The sequence below is a fragment of the Rhodococcus sp. IEGM 1241 genome, assembly GCF_033142365.1.
GTDB classification, from domain to species: Bacteria; Actinomycetota; Actinomycetes; order Mycobacteriales; family Mycobacteriaceae; genus Rhodococcus_F; species Rhodococcus_F erythropolis.
The window spans coordinates 72,559-94,375 of sequence record NZ_JAWLSE010000006.1; the positions used below are offsets into that span (position 1 = coordinate 72,559).

The window sequence follows — 21,817 nt, forward strand, 5'->3', positions numbered from 1 at the left end:
CATGGAGTCAGTGGTTGTGTTCCTTCTCGCATGCTTCGTCTACTGGTTCGCACTGCTGTAGTTGGGCAGACAAAAACGGACCGCTGCCGGGAAGTGATTTCCCTTGCAGCGGTCCGCATTCGGTAAACCTAGGCGATGCTCATGTCAGCGGGTCACTGACCTGCGCGTACACCTTCTTCGACGCGCTTGCCCAAATCTGCGTCGACGTTCTTCCAGTACTCGAAGACACGCAGTAGAACTTCTTCGCTGACGCCGGCAAGGGCGTGGCCGACGATGTTGCTCACCAGGCGCTCACGAGCTGCGTCGTCGAGAACTTCACGGACCAGCGTTCCGGCCTGCGTGAAGTCGCCGTCCTCGGCGTGCTCGATGTATCCGGCGCGCACTGCCTTGCCGTCGAACGACCACAGGCCTTCGTCACCGGCAACAGACGGATCGGCGTGAGGTCCGCCGTACGAGTTGGGTGCGTACACCGGCGTCGACGGGGAATTGAAGCTGTACCGCATGGCGCCCTCCTTGGAGTAGGAGTTCACCTCGTTCTTCGGGGCGTTGACCGGCAGGTCGGCGTAGTTGGTGCCGATGCGGTAACGATGTGCGTCGGCGTAGGAGAAGACGCGGCCCAGAAGCATCTTGTCCGGGCTGAATCCGATGCCGGGCACCACGTTCGACGGCTCGAAGGATGCCTGCTCGATCTGCGCGAAGAAGTTCTCCGGGTTACGGTTCAGCGTCCACTTGCCGACCTCGATCAGCGGGTAGTCCTTCTGGGACCAGACCTTGGTGAGGTCGAACGGGTTGAAGCGGTAGCCTTCGGCCTCGTCGACCGGCATGATCTGAACCTTGAGGGTCCAGCTCGGGAAATTACCGGCCTCGATGGCGTTGTACAGATCCGCGCGGTGGTAGTCGGGATCGCTACCGGCGAGGCTGTCTGCTTCTGCCTGCGTCAGGAACTCGATGCCCTGATCGGTCTTGAAGTGGTACTTCACCCAGAAGCGTTCGCCCGCAGCGTTGACCCACTGGTAGGTGTGCGATCCGAAGCCGTCCATGTTGCGCCAGGTCTTCGGGATACCGCGGTCACCCATCAACCAGGTCACCTGGTGAGCCGTTTCGGGACGCAGCGTCCAGAAGTCCCACTGCATGTCGTGGTCACGAAGACCGGAGCCTGGCAGTCGCTTCTGCGAACGGATGAAGTCGGGGAACTTGATGGCGTCCTTGATGAAGAACACCGGGGTGTTGTTGCCGACGAGGTCGTAGTTTCCCTCTTCGGTGTAGAACTTCATCGCAAAACCGCGCGGATCGCGCCAGGTGTCCGGGCTGCCCTGCTCACCGGCGACGGTGGAGAAGCGGACGAGCGACTCGGTCTTCTTACCCGGCTGCAGGAACGCGGCCTTGGTGTACTTGCTGACGTCGTGTGTGATGACGAGTTCACCGAAAGCGCCGCCGCCCTTGGCGTGGACGATGCGCTCCGGGACACGCTCGCGGTTGAACTGCGCGAGCTTCTCGATCAGGTAGTGGTCATGAAGGAGCACCGGCCCCTGAATACCCGCGGTCAGCGATTCGTCATCACTTGCGACCGCGATACCGAAATTGTTGGTGGTGGGCTTGGTCATGGCGAAGCCTCCTAGCGTTGTGGGCTGGGCGTCAGAGGAGCGGGGCTGCATCCGAGCCGAACGCATGGGCTGCATGCGAAGGGGCCGGCTCGGAGGTTCTGGACGCATCAATTCGATTCTGCGAGACCGTGTCCGACGCGGTGTCGGATTCGGCAGAATTCTTCAGGCAATCTTCGCAACGGCCCCAGAACACGACCTCGGCTTCGTCGATTTCGAAGCCGTGATTATCGGAAGGTTCGAGGCAGGGAGCTTGGCCGACAACACAATCGACGTCGACGACCTTGCCGCAGCCGCGACAGACGAGGTGATGGTGGTTGTCACCAGTTCTCGTCTCGAACCGTGCGGGTGAACCCGCCGGCTCGATGCGTCGCAGCAATCCTGCGTTCACGCATGCCTTGAGCACGTCGTAAACGGCCTGTGTGGATACCGATCCGAGCTGCTGCCGCACGAGTGCTGCAACAGAATCGGCGTCTGAATGCGGTTGGGCTGTAACCGCATCCAGCACGGCGAGGCGCGGAGCAGTGATCCTCAACCCGACGGCGCGCAGTTGCGCTCGGGGGTCGAAGTCATGCTCTCCGTCTCGCATGTTTCCCAGTATGCCGCTTTTCTGGAATTAGTCAAGAAAAGGATTGCCTAAGTTGAATCGAGACCGGCGTCACATACCTGGGGCGGGAACAAATCCGGGGAGACCACCGTTGAACACCCTGTCGGCGTCCGAACAAGCCCCGGGCCCCACCCCTTTTGTCGCTGCGAGCGACCACCCGCCGAGAGGCGCCTGTGGGACGTCGACACCTAACCTATTTACACAACACGAGCAAGGCCGCCCAATCACTGACGGGCGGCCTTGCTCGTTCTTTCGCAGGTCAACCCCCTGCTATCGGTGCTTGGCTGCTCCCGTAGTCATTTTTCCGCCCAGAATCACGGCGCCGTGATGAGTGCCCGATGCCAACCAGTTCGGCAGTGTCGGCCCCTCTGCCTCGACGCTCACGCGCGCATATCGGAACGACCCCGTCAGTCTGGCCGACGCGATCGCCAGACCTCCACCGGATTCCGGCTGCGCAAATCCCAACGCCCCGGCAATCGGCAGACGCGGCCCGAGCATCCGCGTGTCCGAACGCACCTGCCATCCGTCGCCGGTTGCAGTGAATTTCTGCTGCACGTCTCCGTCGAACTCGGCCAGGACCTTGGGTAGTTGCCAGTGGAACCGTCCGCCGTGCACCGACGGTTCCGAATCCACCGCGATGAAAGGGACCGCCATCCGCGGCATAGGCCCGATCCGTTTCCCTGGCGCATGCAAGACCGGACTGGCGAGGATCTCGCGATACGGGCCGACCGGCGAATCGAGGTAGTCCACCATCATTGCCACCGTCACCGGAATCGTTCGACCGTCTGGCCCGAGTTCCCGCGCCGCCGGCGTACTGCGGTGCCACCACAGTGTTGCGCGAACGGAAGCAGGCCACGGCGGCGGATCGCTCACCGGCCAGTCGACGCGGTCACTTGTCGATTCAGGCACGCTCCACATCGGACACCTTCTCAGCTCGAACGGTCAGGGGAAGCCGCAAAGCACCTGGTGCATGCGTCGGCACCACCGGGTTGGACGGCAACGTCGGATCGATACGTACGTATGGTTCGCCGGTCTTCGGGCGGGCGTCTGCGGCACCTTTGTTCGGCCACATCGCGCACGCTCGTTCCGCCTGCGCAGTGATGGTCAGGGAAGGATTCACGCCGAGATTCGCGCTCACGACCGAACCGTCCATGACGTGCAGGCCGGCATGTCCGTAAGCACGGAGATACGGATCCACGACGCCACTCGCCGCGCTGTCACCGATTGCGCAGCCACCCAGAAAGTGCGCCGTCATCGGGATATTCACGATCTCGGCGATGGAACCGCCCGGGTCGCCGTCGATCTTCTCGGCGACCTTGCGAATAGCTGTATGGCCCTGCGGAATCCACTGGGGAGGTGGATCACCCGGTCCCGGCCTACTGGTGAGGGAACGCCCGAATCGTTTGGTGTTCTTGGAAAGCTCGAGGGAGTTGTCGTCGGTCTGCATCACCAGCGCGATGACGGTTCGCTCGGACCAGTTCCGTACCGACAAGGACCGGAAGAACGCACCGGGGTGCCGTGCCGCGACCGCCAGAGTCTTCAGCACCCGGGGAGTTCGCCCACCGCCGTCACTCAGGACGGTCTGCAGAAGTCCTATTGCATTGCTGCCCTTGCCGTATCGCACCGGCTCGATGTGCGTGTGATCATCCGGGTGAAAGGACGATGTGATCGCTACGCCCTGCGTGAAGTTCCGTCGACGCGACTTCGACGTTGCGGCCAGTACGGCTTCGGAATTGGTACGTACAACGGTGCCCAGAGTGTCCGACAGGTCAGGCAGGGCACCGGATTCCTTCATACCGAGCAGCAGTCTCGCCGTTCCGTACGTTCCGGCGGCTACCACCACCTGATCGGCGGTGAACAGAACTTCTCGCCGGCGGACGCCGTCCGTTCGCCTCGCGAGCAGGTGATAACCACCGCTTGCGCTCGGCCGAAGTTCGGTGACGGTCGTGAGCGGATGAACCCTGGCGCCCGCTTGCTCGGCGAGATGGAGGTAGTTCTTGACCAGCGTGTTCTTCGCCCCGACTCGGCACCCGGTCATGCATCCCCCGCATTCGGTGCAACCGGTGCGTTCGGGCCCTTTTCCGCCGAAGAACGGGTCCGGCACGGAAACTCCTGCCTCCCCGAAGAAAACACCGACGGGGGTGGACGTGAAGGTCTCCCCCACGCCCATCTCTTCGGCTACGTCTTTCATCACCGCATCGGCCGGAGTGAAGGACGGATTGGTGCGAACACCCAACATCCGTTTGGCCTGGTCGTAGTACGGCGCCAGTTCGTCGTGCCAGTCCGTGATGTGCGCCCACTGACGGTCTTCGAAGAACCGCTTGGGTGGCTGATACAACGTGTTGGCGTAGTTCAACGATCCGCCCCCGACGCCGGCTCCCGCCATCACGAGTACGTCCGGAAGAAGGTGGATACGCTGAACCCCATAACATCCGATCCACGGCGCCCACAGGTACTTTCGCATTCGCCAACTGGTTTCGGGCAACTCGTCGTCGGCAAACCGTCGACCGGCTTCGAGCACCCCGACCCGGTAGCCCTTCTCCGTCAGGCGAAGAGCGGCGACACTGCCACCGAATCCCGATCCGATTACCACCACGTCGTAGTGCGTCGTGGTCATGCCTGGACGCTTTCGATCTTGCGAGCGGAGTAGTTCTCACGATCGAAATGCTCCAGCAGCGAACGGAATTTGAATGTGAACGTCGGCCACTGCACCGAGTTGCGCCCCTCCGGATCGATGTACCAACTCGAGCATCCGCCCTTGTTCCACACCGTGTGCTGCAACTCGTGCTGAATTCCCTTGTTGTAGTGCACCTGTACCGACTCGTTGACATCAAGAGCGTCCAGTCGCTCACGTTTCATGGTGTTCAACGCGTCGTTGACGTACTCGGCCTGGGACTCGAGCATGTACACGATCGAACTGTGTCCGAGGTTGGTGTTCGGACCGTACATGAGGAACAGATTCGGGAACCCGCTGACCGCAGTGCCCTTGTAGGCATTGGGGCTACCGTTCCAATGCGCGGCCAGCGTTTCGCCACGTTCTCCGGTGATCAGATGCGCCACAGGCGGTTCCGTCGGCGTGAACCCCGTGGCGAAGATGATGGTGTCGACCTTGTGCTCGACTCCGTGCCCGTCGACCACCCCGCCCTCGGTGACCGAGACGAGCCCGCTGTCGACCAGGCTCACGTCCGCGCGGTCGAGGGTGCGCAACCAGTCGTTGGACAGAAGCATGCGCTTGCAACCGATCGTGAAATCGGGAGTCAGTTTCCGGCGCAACTCCGGATCTTTCACCTGTCTGCGCAGATGGAGGCGCGCGGCCGCCTCGAAGGCCGGCAGGACCCACGTCGCATGTGACATCGCGGCACCGAGCAACTCGCGAAAACCATAAACCGCTCCGCGAACAACTTTCTGCGTAGCGGGAATCCGCGAGTAGACGGCCTTCTGCGCCGCAGGCAGGGTGCGATCCATTCGCGGAATCACCCAGGCCGGAGTTCTCTGGAACACGGTGACATGGGCAGCAGGGTCGGCAATTTCGGGAACGAACTGGACTGCCGACGCTCCCGTTCCGATCACTGCTACGCGCTCACCACGCAGGTCGTGTTCGTGGTTCCACGTCGCCGAATGGAAAGTGGTACCGGAGAACTGGTCGAGACCGGGAAAGTCGGGAATCTTTGGAGTCGACAATGCCCCGGTCGCAGCGACCAGCGTCTTGGCCGTCAATGCCCCTCGGGATGTCCGAACACGCCACAGCGCCGCATCCTCGTCCCACACAGCAGCTTCGAGTTCGCAGTTCAGGACTACGCGATCCACGATGCCGGTGCCTGCCGCCACCTTCTTCAGATAGTCGTAGATCTCGGGCTGACGAGCGAAGGTATGACTCCAATCGGCGCTCGGCGCAAAAGAATACGAGTACAGCGCCGTCGGCACGTCACAGGCACAACCTGGGTAGGTGTTGTCTCGCCAGGTGCCACCGATATCAGCTCCGCGCTCGATCAACACGACGTCCGCCGTTCGGTTGTCACGAAGCATTCTGGCCGCCAAGCCCATACCGGCGAATCCGGCACCGACGATCAATGTTTCGACATGTTCGGGAAGCTTCACTTCTTCTCCACTCGGGATTGCCAGGCCGGCAACAGTCGCGCTCTGAGCGCGTCGTCGGCTTCGGGTGTACGGAAAAGGGCTGAGACTGCAAGACCGCGGACGAGTTCGATGGTGAGTTCGACCGACTCGGAATCGAATCGATCGCCGAACAACTCGGCGCTACCGAACTCGAGTGCCTCACTGACCTTGCGTTCGAGGGGCACCGTCGCCGCATGCAGAACAGGATCGGTTCGCGCCGCGACCCACAATTCGAGGGCGGCGTAGAACAGTGGCCCGGAGAACGCATCCGCCAGGACCTCGAGACCTCGGCCGCGATCCACTTCAGCGGTGAGGATTTCTTCCAGTCGCTTGTCGACCAGATACTCGACGGCGGCAACGACCAGCGATTCCTTGGTCGGAAAATGATGCAGTTGCGTACCTCGCGAGACCCCTGCGCGACGGGCGATCTCTTGGGTGCTGGTCCGGGCGTAGCCCAGTTCGACAAGCGATTCGACGGCGGCGTCGAGCAGGCGCCCACGCATCGCGGCAGTTCGTTCGGCCTGCGTACGGCTTACTTTCGCATCGGAAGTGGTCTCGGTCACAAGACAACTGTAGAGCCGAAACGTAAAACAGTCCAGGCTGACTTCAAATCTTGATACGTAACATACCGATCAGTCAGCTCTGCCTGATAACGTCCTCGCATCGAGCGGAGGGAAACAATCGCTGTGCCAGAGCAAACTGCATTTCCACACCGCCGTGTCGGACTGGTGGAAGACCACGAGTCGGTGGCTATCGGCTTGTCCGTGATGCTGAAGGACGAGCCAGATATCGAGTTGGTGTGCATCGCGACCACTGTGTCCGAGATGCTCGCTCAGAACGTCAGCTTGGATCTGGCAATTCTCGACCTCCGACTGGCCGACGGTTCATCGCCCAAGAGCAACGTCGAGGAACTGCGGGCCGCGGGGCTCGAGACATTGATCTTCACCGGGGCGGAAAACCCGTTCCTCGTTCGCTCGGCCGCCCGTGCCGGCGTACTGGGCGTTGTGCGCAAGTCCGAACCGACTGCCGTCGTGATTGATGCAATACGCGCCGCCGCGTCGGGAAGGCAGGTTGTGACGACAGAGTGGGCTGCCGCAATCGACGGGGATCCAGGTCTCGACGAGGTGGGTCTGAGCCCTCGACAACTCGAGGTCCTCGAACTTTACGCATCCGGAGAGAAGGCAGATCGGGTTGCGCGACTCACCGGTTTGGCGCCGCAGACGGTCAACGATTATCTCCAACGCATCAGGCAGAAATATGCGGCTGCCGGACGGCCGGCCCCCACAAAGACAGATCTGTACAAACGCGCGGTCGAGGACGGGGTGCTACCGATTCCGGAACGCAGAAATCTCGGTAGAAATCTGACCTTGACTAACAATGACCTTCAGTAATGAAAAAGTTCGGTAACGATTGCTTTCGCTGAGGCTGCCCCTGGAAATATGGGCAGAGGAATTGATGTCTGGGAAAAATGGCCAACTTCGACTTACATTCACCTGGTAAGAAGACGGCACTGTCGGGGAGTCTGTCATTCCGCTAGACGAAAGAAAGACGAAACTCATGACCGTCACTGTGGAAAACTGCATGACACAAGAGCCTGTCGGACCGCACCTTTCGGAGCGCGAAGTCGAGGTTCTCAGGGAATGGCTACTGAGTGATTCGAAGTCACGCGTCGCTCAAAACCTCTACATAAGCGTGGGAACGGTGGGAACCCACCTGTCCCGGATTCGCGAGAAGTATGCCGACGTTGGAAGGAACGCACCGACGAAATGCGAACTACTCGTGCGAGCGATACAAGATCAGATAGTGACGATCGACGAACTCTGATCGACAAAGTTGCTTTCGACAAAACAGCCACTGCTTCTGACGAAATTCTCAGGCTCTTCGGCCGTTTCATCGGCGCAGGCTATGTCTGCTATCTGATATTGCTCGCCCCTGCCATTGCCGAAGCCACTGCGATGTCCGCGTCTTGGTGGACCCCGCTGGCAGTGGTCGCAACTTTCGGTAGTGGACTGGTATTGGGAGCATCGACGTTTCACGCAGACACCCGGTGGGTGAAACGAGCCGCGAGTGCAAATGCGCTCCTCTACGTCGTGGTCATCCTCCTGTGGTGGCCGGCCTGGAATGGTGAGCACGTCACGGATTTCACCTTGTGGATTTCCAATTTCCCCGGCGTCGCCAGCCTTGCGGCAGCTGCGGCTTGGCGACCGGCCGCTGCCGTCGTGCACCTTTTCGTGGCGGCAACACTCGCACAGTTGACCAATCACATAATCCGGACGAGTCCCACGACGCACCTACTTGTTCCCGACCTCGCCTTCGCCTGGACATTTTGCGCGGTATTCGTCGCAGCGGCCGTCATGGCCTTGCGTACCGGTCGAGTGCTGGATGCAACTATCGCCACCACTCATGCCGCTGCGGCAGGCGCCGCCGCGGCCGAGGCCAAGTCCGTCGAACGCGAGAGATTCGACGCACTCATCCACGACACCGTGATGTCCACCCTGCTCGCTGCTTCGAGAAACGATGCCGATCCCTCGGTCATCGCTCAGGCACGAAGGACTGTCGAGAGGCTTGACGAACTCCGCTCCGGAACCGATCACGAGACGAGTTTCGACTTCGACGGAATCCTCGCTCAGTTGCGTTCAGCCGCTTCGGAAGTGGACGAAAACATCACGTTCGAGACCGCCCTGTCAGTCGGGTCCGATCCGAGCGGATACGCGCCCGACTCGATTCGTGCGATGGCCGGTGCGATGGCCGAGGCGCTGCGCAACAGCGTCAAGCACGCCGGAAGCAGTGCACGGCGTTCGGTCACGGTCACGGCAACCGCCACCCACCTCGAAGTAGTCGTCGCGGACGACGGCGTCGGCTTCGATCCGAGCTCCGTCGAGACGCATCGCCTCGGAATCACTGTCAGCATCCGCGGCAGAATGCGCCAACTCGACGGCGGATCGGCAACCATTCGATCGTCACCCGGCCGCGGCACTTCGGTGACTCTGACCCTGAGCTTGCCCGCAGCGGTGATGGCATGACCAGACCGGACGGACGAGATGTCCGCGATCTCCTCGGTATGCACAGCCGTGCTGCTCGATTCATGGCTGCATGCTTCGCGCTCACCTGCGTGATCTCGGTCGCGTACACCTCCTCCGACGTCCGCGCAGTCTGGCCGATGGTCTTGGCAATTATCGTGTGCTCAACTGCGGCTTTCACACTCGTTCTGAGCCGAGGCGACCCGATGCCGCTGGGGCAGAGCGTTCTGGTGTCTCTGACTGGCGCCGTCACGAGTGGCCTTGTGTTGTCAGTGGTTCCAGTGCCCGTCAACGACATGACTCAATTGTGGATGTTCGGGATGTCTACGGCCGTTTTCACCTTCATGTGCGTTCGTGGGCGTACAGCACTCGCGTGGCTCGGGCTTGGGCTCATGGTGTTGGTGACCGCCATCTGGTCCTCCACTACCGGCCAGGGGGCCATGTACGGAGTGTCGTTGACGGTCATCAACGCGGGCCCTGTTCTGATGTCGACCTTCTTCGCGTACACCATCCGTCCTCAAGCCAGGGTTATCTACGAACTTCGGGAGCAGTCCACCCAACGAATTGCCTCCGCATCCGCTAGCGCTGCGATTCTCGAGGAACGCGACGCGCAACTCGACAGGCTCGATCTACTTGCGCGCCCACTCCTCGAACGGGTCGCTTCCGGGATTCCGCTGACAACCGCCGAGCGGCAAGAATGCGAACTCCTCGAGGCGCAACTCCGAGATTCGCTGAGGGCGCCTGGCTTACAACAGACAGATGTCATCGATGCTGTGCATGCCACTCGAAACCGCGGCGTCGAGGTAGTCCTGCTCGACGACCACGGAATGGATGGTGCTGACCCCGCCGTGCGCGACCGAATCCACGCGAGCATCGTCCGGGAACTCACCGCGATCACGCGAGGCAAAGTGACCATTCGGATCCTTCCACCTCGGCGCACCGCAATGGCCACGATGCTGGTCGACACTGAAGACGTTCGACGAATCGAGTTCGATCACAACGGAATGCAGCTGTTACGGCAGGGAGATCAGAGGGAACTCGGCGCCTCGTCCATGTCCGTCGATCCGACTACAGACAGCGCCGTCGATCCCGAATAGCTTTCGAGGAGAGTGAGATTCACCGCGTCGATCACCAGGAGAAATGAATGATCTTCGAACTGCGTCCAGCACATGTTGCACGCGCCCTTGCCGCACTGTGTGCCCTTCCGATTCTGTGGACCTTCGCAGTCGAGGGAATCACCACGACAACGGAATACGACTACAGCACGGGCGAAGTATCCTCATCGAGCGACCTGGGCTCTCAGATCGGAAGCGTAGCGATCTGGATCGTCCTCGCGATCGCATGTGCCGCCGGTGCATGGTATCTGGAGAAACAGCGCATCGGTTGGCCGCCGGCGGCACACGAGCAGCTGGTCAAACTGCAGCTGGCATCACCCAACCGAGAAGAGTAAAGGTCCCTATCGCTTCCGATCGCCGGCGCGGAGAAGATTACTGGGAACCGTATGGCCCACTATCTCCTCTGCAACGGCAGCGGCACGAATGCTCGCATCCAGGTCGATACCTGTCGCAATGCCCATGTCTTCGAGCATGTAGACCAGTTCCTCAGTCGCGATATTGCCACTGGCACCAGGAGCAAACGGGCAACCGCCCAGGCCACCGGTGGACGCATCCAGGTTTCGAACTCCGTGCTGCACAGCCGCCAACGCACTGGCAAGACCAGCGCCACGCGTGTTGTGGAAGTGCACACCCAAGCCGAAGTCACCCACTCTTTCGCCGACAGCGTCGATCAACCGTCCGACGCGTCCCGGTGTGGCAGTGCCGATGGTATCCGCGATCGAGAACTGATCAGCGCCGAACTCTTTGGCCTGCTCCGCAATCCGCAGAACACGGTCCGGATCGGTTGGACCGTCGAACGGACAGTCCCAGGCTGTGGCCACGATGACCTCCACCCGTCCACCAGCCTCGTGGACGATCCGGACGACCTCTCCGATACGTTCGGTCGCTTGCTCCGTCGTCGACCGAGTATTGGCCTCGCTGTGGCTATTCGATGCCGACACCACATATTCGACGGTTTTCATTCCTGCAGCAACGGCCCGTTTCGCTCCACCGATTCCGGCGACCAATGCCGAGAACTCGATGCCTGGCCACTGGTGCAACTCTGCGGCCAACAACTCCGCGTCGGCCAGTGCCGGCACCGCACGCGGTGACACGAACGACGTCGCCTCGATGCGCGAAACACCTGTCGCAGCCAGAGCTTCGACAAGACGAAGTTTCTCCGCCAGCGAGACCGGGTCTTCGATCTGCAACCCATCCCGTGGCCCGACTTCACGAATGCTGACCGCGGGAACACCTGCTTCAGGTACCGACACGTCAGATCACGCCCTTCTTCTTCAGTTCTGTCTGCTCGTCGCCCGAGAGTCCGAGGAGCCCACCCCAGACCGAAGCGTTGTCGTACCCCGGCGACGCTGCTCCCGCGTTGCGCACGGATCCGGGTGTCTCACTGAATGTAGGCACGACGCCCAGGCCGAGGACGTTTTCCCCGATCCGCTCGTCGTAGTGGTCGACGAGCATCCCCCGTTCGATCAGCTGCGGATCCTTGACCACATCTTCAACCGTATTGATCGGCCCGGCAACAACTCCCACTTCGGTGAGGCGTTCCACGAGACTGGTGGGATCTTGGAGCGCAACCCAGGCGCTGATCAATTCGTCGAGCTCGTCCTGATGTTTGCCACGCGCAACATGATTGGAGAATCGGTCGTCTTGCGCTAGTTCCGGTCGACCCATGATGGTGCACAGACGCACGAAGAGCGTGTCCTGATTGGCCGCGATCACCACCCAGTTTCCTTCAGAGGTCTGGTAGATGTTGGACGGCGCGATACCCTCCAACCTCGTTCCCGAGGGCTGCCGGATGATCCCGCCCCGATCGTAGTCCGGGATCGTGGATTCCTGCACCGCCAGACAGGATTCCGTGAGGGCGACGTCGACCACCTGACCACGGCCGGTCCGCTCTCGCGAGAGCAACGCCGCCAGCACTCCCTGAACGGCGAACATCCCACCGAGAGAATCTCCGAGTGAAAGGGCGATACGCGGAGGTGCCTGCCCAGGATAACCGTTCAGATGCCGAAACCCGCTGACTGCTTCGGCAACCGAGGCGTAGCCGGCACTCCTGGCTTGCGGTCCGCTCTGCCCGTAGCCGGATACCCTGGCCAACACCAACTTCGGATTGCGCGCGCTGAGCACGTCGAATCCCAGACCCCACTTCTCGAGGGTGCCCGGCCGGAAGTTCTCGACCACCACGTCGGCATGTTCGATCAGATTCAGAAACAGGTCTCGGCCCGCGTCGACGCGAAGGTCCAACGTCACACACCGCTTGTTGCGGGCGTGAACCGTCCAGAAGAATCGATGACCGTCCTGCTCTGCCTGACCCCAGGTGCGAAGCGGGTCTGGACGGTCCGGTGATTCGATCTTGATCACGTCGGCTCCCATGTCGCCGAGCAATTTCCCGGCGAAGGGCCCGGCGATCAAGGTTCCGAGTTCAATCACCCGATATCCGTCCAGGGGCCCGGTGGGCGCACCTTCCGACACAGCTGCCTCCTCTGGGAACTTTTCTCCCTTTGAAGGCTACGTCACCACCCGGTATCGCAACATCATGTCGTGGTCTTCGTGATCGAGCATGTGGCAGTGCCAGACGTACCCCTGCAAGTCCCCCATGCCAGCTTCTCCGTGCGCCGAGTGATCTGCCATGGAACCTCTCGCGAAAGTTGCATCCGGATCGAAGCCCAACTCGTCGGCCGTCGGAAAGCGCACGATCACGCGGGTGATCGAGTTGGCATCCACGATGACCGTGTCCTTCTCCCCCGTTTCCCACACTTCGGGAGGCCGCAGCGAAGAGGTCACGAATTCCTCCGCCGACGGCGTCCACCGGACCCCCAAGTCAGGCACCGGATACCGCTGCATCAGTGCTGCAGTGTCGAGGCTCTGGCGTCCCACAACGCGGAACGCCACCAGGTGCAGATGAATCGGATGTGGTTCCGTGGTGATGTTGATCAGATTCCATTGCTCGACGGCCCCCTGACGTGGCAGTTCGATATCCGAATCGGTGAACCTCAAATTGTTGAGCGACATAGTGATCGACGGGTAATCCGACGGACGCGACAGCTGCATGATCGTGAGATTTCGCACCACATCCGGGGACGCCGGTTCGGCGGCAACGGAATTCAGCTGCTGCGGGATCGAGCCGGTGAATCCCTTTGCGCTGCCCACGTCGAACCGACAGAACACCGGCATCACCTGCGTGCCGCGTTGAGCCACCGCAAGGGGTACCGGTTCGTCGTTGCGCAATTCCACCGTTGTGCCCGGCTCGAGCATACTGAAGTCGACCAGCAGATCAGCGCGTTCACCCGGACTCAACCGGACGTGATCCGTCGGCGCCGGAGCGGCCAGTAAACCGCCTTCGGACCCGATCACCCAGAACCGCAAACGATTTGCGAAATGCAGATTCCACACCGAATAGGTTGCGGCGTTGAGCAGTCGCAATCGATACAGGCCGCGGGCAACCTCCACTTTCGGCCACACGACGCCGTTCACCACGCCAACGTCACCGGGGGTCGCCGGATCCCATGAACCTTGCGGAGTGAGCCACGTGGAACGGACACTCTGCTGACCGTCGGAAGTGAATACCTTGTCCTGCAGAATCATCGGGAGTTCGAACTCACCGGTCGGCAGGCCGAGAGAATTCCCGGCGGCGCCCGTGTCAACGTCGTCACGGAGAAAATACATCCCGACCAATCCGGCGTAGACGTTGAGGCGCGTCATTCCCATGGCGTGATCGTGGTACCAGAGATTGCCGGCGGCACGACCATTCGTGTATTCGTGGACCAAACCTTCGCCCGGACGCTGGATCAACTCCGGATGTCCGTCGAACTGTGGTGCAGTAACTCCTCCGTGCAGGTGAAGCGAGGTGGGGACCTGTGTGCGGTCGAGGTCGCTGACGCCGTGCAGACCCGGATCGACATCCGCGGCAAGCGGATACGCAGAAATGTCATTGGCATATCGGACTGTGACGAGCTGATCGACGTGAGCTTCGATGGTGGGGCCCAGATAATCCATTCCGCCGTAACCCAGCGACGGCGACGACGGTAGGTCCGGATGGAAACGGTGCATCGACGAAGCCGCGCGAAGCTCCAGGTTGCCACCCGAAATGCCCGGCAGGACAGGAAGGGTCTCCCGAAACGGTTCCAGCCGGGGTGACGGAAGTTGGAATGGGCGTAGCGGATCGATGTCAGGGGGTCGAGCTGTCGCTGATCCAGCGGACAATGCACTCAGGCCGGCCAGCAAGCCAAGCCCTTGAACAAACGATCGTCGACGGATCTTGTGTGACTCGTCCACTCACGGCCCCCTCACGCTGACGGCATCCGGAGCGGGTTACCCGTGTGCTCGCACGGTCAAACACCGACCACCTTCTCCAACCAAGGTTTGAGAATGGGTAGAACATGAGCCGGTTGCATTGCCTGCGTGTGATCCAGACCGTCTAGTACCTCGATATCCCACCCTGCTGACCGAGCGGCGTCGAGGTCGAGATCGGCCGGCGCGACCCGTACCCCACCCCATCGGTCACCGTATTCGATGACGTCTTGCGAACCGACGAAACACATTCGCGGACAAAGGATGCGCCCTTGAATTGTTCGATCGTCGAATTCACCAAGTGCGCGGTACAGCGTCACGAACTGCCGGGTCTGCGCTCCGGTCAACGCAATGTCGATGGAGTTCCAATCGAACTCGTCTGATGATGCCGTGGGTTGCGATGTGCGCTGGGGCGGTTCACTCGTCATGCGGTGTGTAGCTTCGGTAACCTGGAGCATCGCCTTGTACGGCCCATCCACCGGCGGGAAACCACCCATGACCAGTGTGGTCAGACGATCGGTGCGCAGCGCCAACTGCAATCCGCACAGAGCCAGCCAGGAGTATCCGTAGTAGGCGAACTGGTCGATCCCAGCCGAATTCGCCACAGCCAGAATGTCGGACGTGATGTTGTCGGGAGTGAGCGTGTCCGGAGCGGGCGACGCCATCCGGTGCCCTTCGTAGTCGAAGGCAACCACAGTGAAGTTCGACGCCAACCCTTCCATGAATGTTCGACCGAGCGAGGGGTCAACGCCCCAGGCGCGCAGTTCGTCAGCCTTGATGCCGGTAGCCGAAATCGGATTCACGGGCATCAGCACGGCGGGGCCATGTCCGAGAACCTCGACATCGATAGTTGTCCCGTCGTGAAGTCTTGCCTCAACCATGCCCACTCCCAAATCTTTACACTGTAAAGTAATTAAGAATAGCGCGACTCCACGAAAGCGACAAGATGAATAAACAGGCAGGCCGACGCGATATCGCACGCACGATTTCACTTCTGTGGCGTCAACCCGAGACGCCTTCCGGCCGCCGAGGACCGAAGCCCGCGCTGTCCACGGACTCAGTCGTTGACGCCGCGATCGAAGTCGCCGACGCCAACCCCACGACACCGTTGTCGATGCGCATGATCGGCGACCACCTCGGCCGCACTGCGATGTCTCTGTACACCTACATACCGGGAAAGGACGAACTACTGGACCTGATGTACGACCGGGTGCATGGCGAGCTACCGCCGATCGCAGACACCGGCGACTGGCGCATGGCACTGTCCGACTGGGCCGCCGCACTCTTCGCCCTACATACACGCCATCCGTGGACATTGGATGTCTCGTTGGCGCGCCCCGTCCTGGGTCCGCACGAGCAGGCAGGACTCGAATCACTCCTGTCCATTCTCTACTCCACGGGTCTCAATGCTCCGACCATCCGCAGATCGGTGAGCATGCTTTTCCATTTCATCCGGGGGTCCGCGCGGACCCTAGCTGAGATCCGGAGCGCCTCGACCATCGGAGATTCCGAATTTCATTGGTGGGCAGAGTCTTCTGCTGCACTGGCCGATGCTGCACCGGATTTCGCGGACGACTTCCCCCACACGATGCAGTTGGGTCGGGAGGCCCCACCGGTACCGGGCGGCGACTTCTATCTCGAACGAGAAACCGAAGAGTCATTTACTCAGGGCCTACAGATCCTCCTTGACGGGATCGAATCGAGGATTCGAAAACACTCTTGACTCGAACACATGTTCGAGTATTCTTGTGTGTAGGGGATCGGGGGATTCAATGAGTGTCTTGTTATCGGATGTGGTGTCTGGTTCTGCGGTGGGGTTGCGCGGACGCCTGTGGCAGTTGTCTGCTTCTGAGTTACGTGCGGCTGCGGTGTCGGCGAGCGCGGAGATTCTTCGTCTCGAGGCTGTTCGTGTGGCGGTGGTCGACGAACTCTCGGTGCGCCCGGATGATCAGGTGATCGCCAGCCGCGGGGTCGGTTCGTGGTTGGCGGCCAACACGATGCTGCAGGTCCGGGACGGGAAGAAGATCGCCGCCCTCGGTGCAGCGCTGCGGCCTTTTCCCGCGGTGGCTGCTCGGTTCGATGTCGGGGACTGCTCGTTCGAGCATGCCGTGTTGATCGTGGCGTTCTGCGAATCACCACCGAAGGGCATGCCGGAGGAAGCGCTCCCTCGCTGTATCGATTTGTTGTTGGCTGCTGCCTCGGGGGTGGAGGCGACGACCACGAAGGTGCGGAGTGTTATCGCGACCTTGGAGCGAGTGTTCGAATCGGATGAGATTCCACCCGCCGAAGATGTGGATCGCAACGAGCTCCGGATCGCGTCGACGTTGAACGGCCGGGTGGTGGTGCGCGGCGATTTCGATGCCCTCACCGGGGAAATGTTGTTGTCGGCGTTGTCGAATCTGACGATGCCGACCCCGGCACCCGATGGAACCCCGGATTCTCGGTCGGCAGCGAAACGCACTGCGGATGGGTTCACCGAACTGATCCGCCGGTATTTGGACTGCGCGAAGACCGGTACGGACGGTGGGCAGCGGCCGCACGTGAATGTTCACATCAACGCCCGTGATCTGGCGGAGCACCGTGACTGCGCCGCAACATCCGCTGCTCCTGATGGTGGTGGAGTGGCTGTGTCGGATCTCGATGTCGGGCACATGCCCTGGCTGGGGCCACTGTCCGTGTCGCAGACCAGACTCCTCGGGTGTGACTGTTTCCTCTCGACCGTGCTGCTCGACGACCACGGGGCGCCGTTGGATGCGAAACCCGGGAAACGGTTGGTCTCTGCCGAACAGCGAGTGGCGTTGATCGCCCGAGACAAAGGCTGCGCGTTCCCCGGATGCACATGCGTGCCCGCCTGGACGGATGCGCACCATATCCGGCACTGGGCCAACGGTGGCCCGACGGTGATGAGCAACCTTGTCCTGCTGTGCCGTTCACATCATCGATTGATGCACCGAAAATCCGGGTTCGTCGGGAAATGGGTGATCCGGATCGGGGTCGACAACAAACCGTGGTTCATCCCGCCGCCCTCGATCGACCCGCAGCAGCACCCGCGGCCGGCGAACACCACCTTCAAAACCTGAGAAGAACCTCAGGCACAACAGAACACGGCCCAGCACCGCATCGAGCAGATCTCGATGCGGTGCCGAAAGCCGTGACTTCCGTCAGACCGCCTGCGGAACTTTGGTGGCGCGTGGGAATCGCTCCCGAATCTCCGCTGGGGTGACAACTCTCGGGTCGAGGGGTTGCTCGTCACGCAGGTGGCGCTCCAACACCTTGCCAGTCATCGGCGCGATGACCTTCAGAGCAGTGGTCATGTTCTTCGGTGAACTGCCGACCCGGACCGCAGTTCGCACCGCGGGCGCAATTGCCCTGTCCAACAAAGCGGGTTGATCGAAGCCGCCCATGGTTCGCATCCAGCCCGGCAATGTTGCGATAGTGGCCGGCGCGACCAATCGGCTGAACGCCGCGAACTTCGTCTTCCCCTGCGCCCTTGGCGTTCTCAACAAGTAGTGCATCGCCCGGTTGGCACGCTCGGAGGTACACAATCTGGGCCTGACTTCAGCGAAGTACTCCCGTACCTCGTCTCGCGAGCGCGGAACGTCGGACGCTTTGCATGTCTGCAGTTCGGCAGCGATCACGCATTCTTCCCAGTACCGCTGCTCTTCGACGGCGGAGAGTGGGCCCGGCCCGTACATCTCGTAGCACTTGAGCACCGAATGCCAACCGGTCACATGGATCCACAGTTGTGACGCCGGATTGTTTGCACTGTAACGAGTTCCGGTGATCGGTTCGATACCCGTGGCCTGAGCGTGAACCGTCATGAGATGGTCGGACAACGCCAGTGCCGTCCGCCCGTCGGCAGTGGCGACGGTCAGGAAGTACGCCAAGGTTCGGTCGAGTCGCCCGGCGGGATCGCTGTAGATCCCGCTCATATCTGCCACTGCGGCAGCAAGGAAGGGGTCGAAGTGCTCGAGCACCACTGACCGCTGGAAACCGATCAATGCTGTCGGAGCCGCCCAGATCTTCCAACTGGGTGATCCTGGGCCGAAGAAGCCGTAATCCTCACGCGGTCGATTCATCGTCAGTTCAGACATTTCATTCCTCCCCGTTCGTTGACCCTGCACCGTTCATTTCGTAGGCACCAGACAAGGCGACTACTTGCTGCCAGACGTACTCGAATCGCTCGGCCGCGAACGCGGGGCGTCGAATAGATGCGAGAGCCAACCGCTGCTGATCTTCACTGGCGCTGGGTTTTCCGTACAACTCCACCGCTGCAGCACTGAAGTCGCGGACCAGGACGTCGAAGATCTGATCCAGCACCCCATCGCTCTGCTGCCCCTCGTCCAATCCCAAGATCTCGGCTTGTTCGAGGATCAACTGGCCGTAGACGACGAGGGTGAAGAGTTCGGTGATCGCCAGGCCGAAATCCAAGTCGACCTGCTGCGCCGCATCCGGTGCAGCTTCGGCAAGGAGGGTCACGAGAGCTTCGGCCTGCTCCACGAACAGTGCGACGTTGGGAACATCCGCAAACTTCGCGTACACCGCTCGCCAGTCGTCGAATCGAACCTTGGACAACCCCCGTGCCGGGCCCTGACGGAACAGGAACTCGTCGTCGGCTGCGTCGTTACGCGTCGGAATCGCCGGAAATGACTCGGGGGCAAAGAGGTACGCCGGCATGAACTTGGCGATCAGGGCGAGATTGACGGCGACGGTCCCCTCGAGCTTGGGCAGCCCGTCGACATCCATCTTGGCCACCGCGAGGTAGCTGTCCTTCTCGAAGCCCTTTGCCGCAGCGATGTCGGAGAGCAGTCCGATCACCTTCTGTGCCTCGGTTGTCACCTTCATCTTGGTGACGGGATTGAACAAGAGGTAGCGGCGATCCTCGGGCGATGCGGTGCGGAAGTAGTCCACCGCACGATCCGAGAAGAGCCTCATCGCCAGCAGGCGCGCGTACGCGTCGACGAATTCACGTCGTACGTGTGGGAACGCCGTGACGGGATTGCCGAACAGGATTCGATTGTGCGCGTGGGTAATCGTCTCGTACAAGGCATGAGTCGACATACCGATTCCGCCGAAGCACAGGTTGAATTTTCCGATGTTCACGGTGTTGAGTGCGGCACTGAATGCTGCCTCGCCGGTATGCAGGATATCCTCTGCCACAACGGGATATTCGGCGAGTGAGAACTCCGCTACGTACATCTGCGCCGGAACGATGTTCTTCACCACGGTGAATGCCGGATGGTCCGAGTCGGCGTAGAAGAAGACGTACTGATCGGCGCCCTCCACTCCGTCGACACGACCGAAGACAGAGACCGTGTTGGCGCAGTTGCCATTTCCGATGTAGTACTTCGAACCGCTGGCCAGGTACCCGCCGCTGCCGTTCGACGTCAAGACCATGTCGGTGGAGTAGACGTCGGCGCCGTGCTCTTTCTCGGACAATCCGAATGCCGCAACGCCTCCGGAAGCCAAAGCGGAAGCTGCTCGCGCCCTTGCAGTCTCGTTGTCGCTCTGCCACACCGGCCCGAGGCCGAGAATGGTCACCTGCCACGGGTACCAGTAGTTGAGTCCGTAGAAGCCGAGGATCTCGGACAGCGCAGCGATACGGCTGGTATCCCAGCGCTTGTCGGAGTCACCGCCGCTGTCGCGGGCGGGGGTCAGGAAAGTCGCGAACAGGCCTTCCTTTGCCGCGAAGTCGAGGAAGTCGGAGTAAAAGGTCTTGTCGTGATAGTCGGCCAGAAGTCGATTCTTTCCACGCGCCTCGAACCAGTCGACGGTCGCGCCCAGCAGTCTCCGCGTGGTCGCGTCGAATTCCGGCCGATCGTAAGTGGAGGGATGGAGCAACAGATCATTCGGCACTAAAGAGGTCGACGCTGTCATCGCGGTTGTTCTCCTAGAGATCTCGGCAGAGGCGCCTCACTGACCGCCTCTTCGAATACAACGCCACCGTAACAATTGATGACGACGAATACAACGGTTGCGTATGATTCACGAAGAATTGGCAGGCAGATTAGGGTGGGAGCGGAGGTGAGGCACACGATGACCAGGTCACAAGCTGACGCAACGGATACACCGCGACGCAAATACGCCCCTCGCATGGCGCCCGAGCAACGACGCGAACAGCTGCTCGACGCAGCATTCGAGGTCACCGGCCGCGTAGGCCTGCACAACCTCAGCATGGAATCCGTCGCTGCCGAAGCCGGCGTTGGCAAGCCCGTCCTCTACACGATTTTCGATACCAGGACCGATCTCGTCGCTGCACTCCTGCGCCGCGAGCACGAGCGAGCCATCGCTCAGGTGCTCGAAACCATGCCGACGGATCTGAGCGAACTCGGCCCAGCGGCGTCATACACCGGAACCGTTGGCGCCTTCGTCGACGCCGTACTGGAGAACCCGACGCGCTGGCGCCTGATTCTGACGTCTGTCGAGAACGCCCCCAGCGAGTATCACGGCTTGCTGAAGCTCTCTCGCGGAGCTGTCTTCGCCCGCGCCGAAGAACTGGCGCGTGCCGGGATTGCCCTCGAACCGAAGCTCGAAGGCCTTGATCCGGTTCTCCTCGCACACACCATGATGTCGTTTGCCGAAATGCTCGGACGACTGGCCGTCAGCGACCCCGAAACCTATACCCGAGAAAGACTTTCCAGTTTTGCCGTGGCCCTCGCCCAATCGGTCGGACGTTAGCTGCCGACTGAAACCTGTCGGTCGGATCTGCTTCAATACACGCATGACATCACCATCGATCGAACCGCTACAGCTTTTCGAAACGTCTCCGGGCAACTGGTCACTGATGCTCACCGACCAGCATTTCGGCAAGGTAGCAGCGGTATTCGAGCAGGTAGAGGGTTTCGAAGGCTCCGGCTACGACTGGGCGTCGGTCGCCCACGCAGTGGTAGGCCGCGATGCACCGCATCTGGAGGGCCGCTTCGGCACCGATCCCGAAGCGGGCATGTTTGTTGCGTACGGCAGCGACAACGAAGCTCTTGGTGAACTCGGAGTGCTTCTCGCCAAAGCGTATTCGGATGCCGAGTACCTCGGCGGCCTGGTCGCCATTTCCGAACTCGACTAGAGCTCCTG

General features: G+C 61.1%; 21 protein-coding genes. 9 read left to right on the plus strand and 12 right to left on the minus strand.

From position 1 onward, the window contains the following. Positions 1–152: 152 nt before the first annotated feature. From R4P70_RS24475 to R4P70_RS24500, 6 genes are all read right to left on the minus strand, one after another. Complete coding sequence (locus R4P70_RS24475; protein ID WP_019746589.1) at positions 153–1,604, minus strand: catalase; 1,452 nt, start codon at positions 1,602–1,604, stop codon at positions 153–155. 31 nt (positions 1,605–1,635) lie between these two features. Further along, positions 1,636–2,190 (minus strand): Fur family transcriptional regulator, encoded by a 555-nt coding sequence (locus R4P70_RS24480; protein WP_019746588.1) that lies wholly within the window; start codon positions 2,188–2,190, stop codon positions 1,636–1,638. Positions 2,191–2,478: 288 nt separating this feature from the next. Beyond that, entirely contained in the window at positions 2,479–3,126 is a 648-nt protein-coding gene (locus R4P70_RS24485) for a hypothetical protein (RefSeq protein WP_060939238.1), read from the minus strand. Next, positions 3,110–4,825 (minus strand): GMC oxidoreductase, encoded by a 1,716-nt coding sequence (locus tag R4P70_RS24490; protein ID WP_020905937.1) that lies wholly within the window; start codon positions 4,823–4,825, stop codon positions 3,110–3,112. The genes R4P70_RS24485 and R4P70_RS24490 overlap by 17 nt, the downstream gene beginning before the upstream one ends. After that, positions 4,822–6,306: an NAD(P)/FAD-dependent oxidoreductase gene (locus R4P70_RS24495; RefSeq protein WP_317832222.1), complete on the minus strand. Its 1,485-nt coding sequence runs from the start codon at positions 6,304–6,306 to the stop codon at positions 4,822–4,824. The genes R4P70_RS24490 and R4P70_RS24495 overlap by 4 nt, the downstream gene beginning before the upstream one ends. After that, positions 6,303–6,827, minus strand: coding sequence for a TetR/AcrR family transcriptional regulator (locus tag R4P70_RS24500; RefSeq protein WP_020968240.1), 525 nt, complete (start codon positions 6,825–6,827; stop codon positions 6,303–6,305). Before R4P70_RS24500 ends, R4P70_RS24495 begins: the two co-directional genes overlap by 4 nt. 183 nt (positions 6,828–7,010) lie before the next feature. Here R4P70_RS24500 and R4P70_RS24505 point away from each other — a divergent pair, with 183 nt between their 5' ends. From R4P70_RS24505 to R4P70_RS24525, 5 genes are all read left to right on the plus strand, one after another. After that, positions 7,011–7,715, plus strand: coding sequence for a LuxR C-terminal-related transcriptional regulator (locus R4P70_RS24505; protein WP_019746583.1), 705 nt, complete (start codon positions 7,011–7,013; stop codon positions 7,713–7,715). A 190-nt stretch (positions 7,716–7,905) separates the two neighbouring features. Beyond that, a complete protein-coding gene (locus R4P70_RS24510; protein ID WP_029254309.1) occupies positions 7,906–8,148 on the plus strand; it encodes a LuxR C-terminal-related transcriptional regulator in 243 nt (80 codons plus the stop codon). Then, positions 8,091–9,347, plus strand: coding sequence for a sensor histidine kinase (locus R4P70_RS24515; protein WP_259349257.1), 1,257 nt, complete (start codon positions 8,091–8,093; stop codon positions 9,345–9,347). The genes R4P70_RS24510 and R4P70_RS24515 overlap by 58 nt, the downstream gene beginning before the upstream one ends. Continuing rightward, the gene (locus R4P70_RS24520) at positions 9,344–10,441 is read left to right on the plus strand and encodes a hypothetical protein (protein WP_047888090.1); all 1,098 of its coding nucleotides are present in this window, start codon (positions 9,344–9,346) and stop codon (positions 10,439–10,441) included. The genes R4P70_RS24515 and R4P70_RS24520 overlap by 4 nt, the downstream gene beginning before the upstream one ends. 47 nt (positions 10,442–10,488) lie before the next feature. Continuing rightward, positions 10,489–10,794 carry a hypothetical protein gene (locus tag R4P70_RS24525; protein WP_019746579.1) on the plus strand — a complete coding sequence of 102 codons (306 nt, stop codon included), beginning with the start codon at positions 10,489–10,491 and terminating at the stop codon, positions 10,792–10,794. 6 nt (positions 10,795–10,800) lie between these two features. On the opposite strand, the gene R4P70_RS24530 is transcribed toward R4P70_RS24525, so the two are convergent. Genes R4P70_RS24530 through R4P70_RS24545 form a run of 4 tightly spaced genes read right to left on the minus strand, consistent with a single transcriptional unit; the run spans position 10,801 to position 15,627 of the window. Next, entirely contained in the window at positions 10,801–11,712 is a 912-nt protein-coding gene (locus R4P70_RS24530; RefSeq protein ID WP_019746578.1) for a hydroxymethylglutaryl-CoA lyase, read from the minus strand. Position 11,713: 1 nt separating this feature from the next. Further along, the gene (locus R4P70_RS24535; RefSeq protein ID WP_195791609.1) at positions 11,714–12,928 is read right to left on the minus strand and encodes a CaiB/BaiF CoA transferase family protein; all 1,215 of its coding nucleotides are present in this window, start codon (positions 12,926–12,928) and stop codon (positions 11,714–11,716) included. A gap of 36 nt (positions 12,929–12,964) precedes the next feature. Next, complete coding sequence (locus tag R4P70_RS24540) at positions 12,965–14,731, minus strand: multicopper oxidase family protein (protein ID WP_317832230.1); 1,767 nt, start codon at positions 14,729–14,731, stop codon at positions 12,965–12,967. 56 nt (positions 14,732–14,787) lie between these two features. Beyond that, the gene (locus tag R4P70_RS24545; RefSeq protein WP_031332762.1) at positions 14,788–15,627 is read right to left on the minus strand and encodes an alpha/beta fold hydrolase; all 840 of its coding nucleotides are present in this window, start codon (positions 15,625–15,627) and stop codon (positions 14,788–14,790) included. Between the two features lie 65 nt (positions 15,628–15,692). Between R4P70_RS24545 and R4P70_RS24550 the strand changes: the two genes are divergently transcribed. After that, entirely contained in the window at positions 15,693–16,469 is a 777-nt protein-coding gene (locus tag R4P70_RS24550; protein ID WP_195791610.1) for a TetR/AcrR family transcriptional regulator, read from the plus strand. A gap of 49 nt (positions 16,470–16,518) precedes the next feature. Continuing rightward, a complete protein-coding gene (locus R4P70_RS24555; protein ID WP_317832233.1) occupies positions 16,519–17,826 on the plus strand; it encodes an HNH endonuclease signature motif containing protein in 1,308 nt (435 codons plus the stop codon). Positions 17,827–17,907: 81 nt separating this feature from the next. Here R4P70_RS24555 and R4P70_RS24560 read toward each other — a convergent pair whose 3' ends face one another. Both R4P70_RS24560 and R4P70_RS24565 read right to left on the minus strand, forming a co-directional pair. Continuing rightward, positions 17,908–18,840, minus strand: a complete 933-nt coding sequence (locus R4P70_RS24560) for an oxygenase MpaB family protein (protein WP_019746572.1) — start codon at positions 18,838–18,840, stop codon at positions 17,908–17,910. 1 nt (position 18,841) lies between these two features. Next, positions 18,842–20,623: an acyl-CoA dehydrogenase gene (locus R4P70_RS24565; protein ID WP_197941390.1), complete on the minus strand. Its 1,782-nt coding sequence runs from the start codon at positions 20,621–20,623 to the stop codon at positions 18,842–18,844. Positions 20,624–20,782: 159 nt separating this feature from the next. Between R4P70_RS24565 and R4P70_RS24570 the strand changes: the two genes are divergently transcribed. Then, positions 20,783–21,424 (plus strand): TetR/AcrR family transcriptional regulator, encoded by a 642-nt coding sequence (locus tag R4P70_RS24570; RefSeq protein WP_020905924.1) that lies wholly within the window; start codon positions 20,783–20,785, stop codon positions 21,422–21,424. Positions 21,425–21,467: 43 nt separating this feature from the next. Further along, on the plus strand, positions 21,468–21,809 hold the full coding sequence (locus tag R4P70_RS24575; RefSeq protein WP_021332919.1) for an Imm51 family immunity protein: 342 nt from the start codon (positions 21,468–21,470) through the stop codon (positions 21,807–21,809). Positions 21,810–21,817: the final 8 nt, after the last annotated feature.